The organism is Tessaracoccus antarcticus (assembly GCF_003688855.1).
Taxonomy (GTDB): Bacteria; Actinomycetota; Actinomycetes; order Propionibacteriales; family Propionibacteriaceae; genus Arachnia; species Arachnia antarctica.
The window spans coordinates 1-4,676 of sequence record NZ_REFW01000010.1 but is presented as its reverse complement, the minus strand read 5'-3'; the positions used below and the strand labels follow the sequence as shown (position 1 = coordinate 4,676).

The window sequence follows — 4,676 nt, the reverse complement described above, 5'->3', positions numbered from 1 at the left end:
TGCGGCTCGGTGTCGGGGTGGGGCAGGGGTGGGCCATCGGTTTGGGAGATGTCGAAGACGGTGGCTGGTTTCACTCCGACGATTCCTCTGAGTTGTGTGCCTTTGGCATCGAGTAGGGGCTGCCCATCAGGAGTGTGGCGGGGTGCGGTGACGGGGGCCAGGATGCTGATTCCTTTTTCGCCTTTGCGGACCTGGTGACCAGTTGCTTGCCAGGTCCGGAGCCGGCGACCTGTGTGGCTGAGGGGTTCTGGATTGCGATGAGGATCTGGTTGTTCAACGAGTAGGTGTGGAAGTGGTGAGCGACTTTGAGCCAGGTCATCCAGCCGGTTGCTTCCATCAGCTGTTGTAGCCCGTCGGCTAGTTGTCCTTGCAGCGCGGTGAGCTTCTCCTGCCGTTGGGCGGCCCATTTGTCCTTATCCTGGGGTGTGGGTGGCCGGGTCATGACAGCTTGGCCCTCAACTCGGTGGCGTAGGCCAGGAGGGTCTTGATCTCGGTGGTGTCTGGTCGCTGCTGGTGGAGCTCATCGATATGCAGCAGGACGTCCTCCAGCAGGACGAGGAGATCGGTGTCTGCTTCCGTGTGGTCGGGGTTGGGGTCGGGGGTGGTGTGTGGTTGGTTCATACCCAGGTATGGCCCGGTGGATGCTCCCGGTGGCGCACACCATGCTTCGACACGCGGGAGCTGACCAACCGTCCGCCGTGACAGATTCGCCTGCTGTTGCGCTACGCCGTGGTCTGGGCGGGCCATCTCCTCGCATGGTCACATTTCAGCTTGCAGGAGGAGTGATGGAGACATTCGTCGGCATCCTTGACGGGCGCCAGAGCGTTGTCGGGGTTTGGTGCAGGTGCCTTCCGGTGCGGTGCTGTTCATCGGCGGCGCCAAAGGAGTCTCGTGTTGGGGGTGGGCAGTCATGAGGCGGGCACCGGCGGCGGCACCGCGGGTACGAAGGTGGGCGACGTTGCAGGATGCTGCAGCGTATGTGTGTTGTCATCCCAAGACGATCACTCGCCGGTTCAATGACGGCACTTTGAACAGGTACCGCATGGGGCGCCGCATTCTGGTGGACCTTGACGAGTTGGACGCCGTGATGGAGTCCACCGCCTCGCAACTCTCGCGCTTCATTCCCCACTGACGGGTACTACCCTTCCGGGCGCTGGTCCGGACACAGCGAAACGGCTGCTGGCTTGTCCGGTGGCGATTCTTTGGTGAACCGATCGGGTTCGGGGTCAGCGCTGTGGCTGTTCCTGATCTTTTTCTCCCCACCCGGGTCGGGGATGGTGCCTTGACATCCAGGCGGCCGCGTAGCCAAGTGTTGTGGCGATTGTCTTCGAGGGCACCCGGTCGGTTTGGAGCCGAGTGATCAGGTCTGAAAGCGCATCGGGAGTGGCGGTCAGCAGTTCGATCTCTTCATCGTTTGTCAGTTCTCGCCACTTGAGAGGCTTGGGATACAGCTCGGGATGCCGTCGTCGGTGCAGGTCGTGTTTGTGTTGCTGACTGCAAGCGTCGCAGAGCCTTCCGGGTGTGGTGATGAGCGTGTCGCACCGCCTACAGGGGTGGGGTTTCCGCCGGGAGAGGCCGTCAGAAGATGGTGGCATTGCGAGCGATTCGCGGCTGGGGATGCCGTGGCGCTGCCGGTAGGTCGCCGCGTTGATGTGGTGGGTGCGCACCAGATGGGGGGAGAGGCGGTTGAAGCGTTGTCCGCATTCGTGGCAGAGAACACCGGTGTCGTCGCTGTCAACAACAGCGAAGGCTCCGTGACCTGAGGGATCTCCGGGGAATTGTTCCCCAGGGATGGGTAGGCCCCCGCCTAGGTCGAGACGGCGTTGGTGTGGTCGGCATAGCCTGCCGCCTCGGGCAGCCTTCTCCTCGCAGCGGTATGCCACGCAGCGAGTTCCTTGCATAGGGGGATATAACCACGCCCGTGGGGTGTGATGCCGCCGAAACGAATGAAAATGACCCGACGACAATATATATTTTCCGAACAGGTTTATTGGCTGTGAGGCTGGCAGTCAAGGTTGGGTGCGTCGTGCGGGGCAGCGGGTTCACAGGGGCGGATGCCCGTGTTCGGGACGAAGTAGTCCGGGCCGGCTATGGATGCTTGTGCGACTACACAATCCCCACGTGGATCCGGTCATTTCTGACGATTCCAAAGAATGTTGGATTCATGTTGCGCTGTAGGGGCCGCTCGGCGGGCCGTAGAGGGGCATGGGCATGGTGGGCAAGACAGATGGCAGCGCACCGGTAGAGACTCACGCGGTCACACCGGTGGCGACACGGGCACAGCGCCGCCCATTGCTGCTGGTGGTGTCCGTCCTGTTGGTGCTGCTGGGTGCGGCGGGTGGGGCGTTGGCATGGATGTCGATCGGGACGGCGGTGGATGCTGTTGTGGCACGCACCCCGATCCAGCGTGGCCAAGTATTGAGCGCCGACGACTTCGTGGTGGTGCAGGTCAACCCCGACCCCCAACTCCAGATGATCCCACCCGGGCAGATCCCCTCCTTGGTGGGGCAGCGGGCATCCCATGACGTCGCGGCCGGCGGACTCGTCCCGACCTCGGTGGCCGCCCAGGAAGTGTTGCCGCCGGCGGGGGAGACGGTGATTGGGCTGTCGCTGGCGCCAGGTTTCTACCCGGCCATGGACCTGCTGGTCGGGGATCAGGTCCGGGTGGTGATGGTGGAGCCGATCTACGCCTGCGCCGCCGGAGCACCAGCGGCTACAGACAGTGCTGCAGTTCCTGCTTCGTCGGGGTGTTTGGATGGGCAGTTGACGGTACCGGGTGTGGTGGTGTCGGTGTCGATGGATTCGGCGAGTTCGCAACTGTTCCTGGCGGTGCAGGTGAAACAGGCCGCAGCAGCAACAGCAGCCTCGGCAGCCGCCTTGGGTAAGGCCGCTGTTGTGTTGGATACCCGGGAGCGGTGATGGCCATTTTTGTGCTGACATCGGTGTCCGGGGCGCCGGGGGTGACGACAACGGCGCTGGGGCTGGCGCAGCAGTGGGGCAGCCGGCATGCAATCCTGCTGGATGCGGACCCGGTGGGTGGAGCCGCGATCCTTGCCGGGCATTTTCAGGGGCGGGTGGTCAATCCCGGCACGATGGTGGAGTTGTGGATGGGGCACCGCCAAGGCCGCCTCGCCGAAACGCTCAGCGAGTCCGCTCTCACACTGGGGGAGGGCATTGACTTCATCCCCGGCGCTGCCGGTGCGGCGCAGGCCTCCACGATTGCCGGGTTGTGGCCTGCATTGGGTGTGGAGTTGAAGCGGATGGATGCCCTCGACATTGATGTGATCGTCGACTACGGCCGCGTCGGACACGCCGGCTCGGCGGAGGCGTTGCTGCGGATGGCCGACCAGGTAATCGTGGTGATGCGCTCCGATCTTGTCAGCGTCGCCGCCGTCGCCGCCATGCCCGCACTGGACACCCCGGTGGGGTTGGCGGTGGTGGGGCCCGGCCGCCCATACACGGCAGCTGCGATCACCAAAGCGATGAAGTTTCCGGTGGAGATCGAACTGCCGTGGTCGCCGAAGGAGGCTGCGGTGCTGAGCCACGGTGCCGCCGAACCCAGAATCCGTCCATGGCGTCGTCCTCCACAGGTGCTGGCGCAGCGGCTTCGGACCGCGGCTGAGGGTTTGCGGTGGCGGGCCGAGGCCCGGATGGAGGAACTCCATGCCTGAAAACGGCCATGTCGCCATGGACGCTGCCGACCTGGGGGACCTCCCTCTGTTCAACACCCCTGTGGGGCGGCGCCGCGGCACCTTCACCATGACCCCACCACCCACCTCAACCCTGCCGCCCCCGCCGCCGCCGTGGCCGGTGACACCCTCACCCCCCACAGTGCCCCAGGCCGCAACACCAGGGGTGGTGCTGCAACCCCGGATGGAGCGCACCGTGGCCGGTGTCCTGGACTGGGCGCTGGTGGATCTGTTGCGGGAGAGGGTCTCCGACGAACTCGCTCAGCGCGACCTGACCAAGGCAGACAGGGAGGTACTCGGCCGGGAAGTGATTGCCGAGGTGCTGGCCAGGGAAGCCCGCACCGCCACCACCAACGGTCAGGCCACCTGGACGATGCGGCATCAGTCTCGTTTGGCTGATGCCCTGTTTGATGCGGTGTTTCGGATGGGCCGGCTGCAGCCCTACCTTGATGATGACACCCTAGAAAACGTCATCATCTCCGGGTACGACAACGTGATCCTCGAGCGAGCTGACGGCACCCTGGTCAAGGGGGAGCCGGTGGCCAACAGTGATGAGGACCTGATCTCCTACCTCCAGTTCGTTGCCTCCCACCAGTCCCGGCCGCGACAGTTCAGCGAAACCGACTCCAAACTCCACCTCGCCCTCCCGGGCCGTGCCCGGCTGTTCGCTTCAGCGTGGGTGACGTCTAGGCCGACGGTGATCATCCGCCGCAACCGACTCGCCACCGCCATCCTGGCCGACCTTGTCAGGTTGGGGTCCTTGTCATCGACGGCGGCAAGTTTCTTGTCGGCGGCAGTACGCGGCAGGTTGTCGGTGATCGTCTCCGGTGACCAGGGCACAGGGAAGACCACGATGCTGCGGGCACTTGCCCACGAGTTACCTGCCCATGTGCAGATCGGCACCATCGAAACCGAGTTCGAGCTGTTCCTGCGCGATACCGGCCACCATCAGGTGGTTCACGAGTGGCAGGCCAACCCCGGCACCGG

At 64.4% G+C, this 4,676-nt stretch carries 7 protein-coding genes; 4 read left to right on the top strand and 3 right to left on the bottom strand.

The window, feature by feature from the left end:
* Positions 1–70: 70 nt before the first annotated feature.
* The 3 genes from EAX62_RS16490 to EAX62_RS17590 form a co-directional block, all read right to left on the bottom strand.
* Complete coding sequence (locus tag EAX62_RS16490; protein WP_147454162.1) at positions 71–442, bottom strand: hypothetical protein; 372 nt, start codon at positions 440–442, stop codon at positions 71–73.
* On the bottom strand, positions 439–621 hold the full coding sequence (locus EAX62_RS16485; protein ID WP_121901827.1) for a hypothetical protein: 183 nt from the start codon (positions 619–621) through the stop codon (positions 439–441). Before EAX62_RS16485 ends, EAX62_RS16490 begins: the two co-directional genes overlap by 4 nt.
* Positions 622–1,226: 605 nt before the next feature.
* On the bottom strand, positions 1,227–1,667 hold the full coding sequence (locus EAX62_RS17590) for a hypothetical protein (RefSeq protein ID WP_407703346.1): 441 nt from the start codon (positions 1,665–1,667) through the stop codon (positions 1,227–1,229).
* On the opposite strand from EAX62_RS17590, the gene EAX62_RS17265 reads away from it, so the two are divergent.
* The 4 genes from EAX62_RS17265 to EAX62_RS16460 all read left to right on the top strand — a co-directional run.
* On the top strand, positions 1,623–1,763 hold the full coding sequence (locus EAX62_RS17265) for a hypothetical protein (protein ID WP_233558025.1): 141 nt from the start codon (positions 1,623–1,625) through the stop codon (positions 1,761–1,763). The two genes, EAX62_RS17590 and EAX62_RS17265, sit on opposite strands and share 45 nt — an antisense overlap.
* A 448-nt stretch (positions 1,764–2,211) precedes the next feature.
* A complete protein-coding gene (locus tag EAX62_RS16470) occupies positions 2,212–2,919 on the top strand; it encodes an SAF domain-containing protein (protein ID WP_158600720.1) in 708 nt (235 codons plus the stop codon).
* Entirely contained in the window at positions 2,919–3,671 is a 753-nt protein-coding gene (locus EAX62_RS16465; protein ID WP_121902826.1) for a P-loop NTPase family protein, read from the top strand. Before EAX62_RS16470 ends, EAX62_RS16465 begins: the two co-directional genes overlap by 1 nt.
* On the top strand, positions 3,664–4,676 hold a 1,013-nt coding region (locus tag EAX62_RS16460; RefSeq protein WP_199711365.1), incomplete at its 3' end, for an ATPase, T2SS/T4P/T4SS family. The genes EAX62_RS16465 and EAX62_RS16460, both read left to right, overlap by 8 nt.

What these genes read in the sequence shown, in the direction of transcription:
- EAX62_RS16490 (WP_147454162.1), bottom strand. Translation starts at nt 442, where the DNA reads ATGACCCGGCCACCCACACCCCAGGATAAGGACAAATGGGCCGCCCAA.
- EAX62_RS16485 (WP_121901827.1), bottom strand. Translation starts at nt 621, where the DNA reads ATGAACCAACCACACACCACCCCCGACCCCAACCCCGACCACACGGAA.
- EAX62_RS16470 (WP_158600720.1), top strand. Translation starts at nt 2,212, where the DNA reads ATGGTGGGCAAGACAGATGGCAGCGCACCGGTAGAGACTCACGCGGTC.
- EAX62_RS16465 (WP_121902826.1), top strand. Translation starts at nt 2,919, where the DNA reads ATGGCCATTTTTGTGCTGACATCGGTGTCCGGGGCGCCGGGGGTGACG.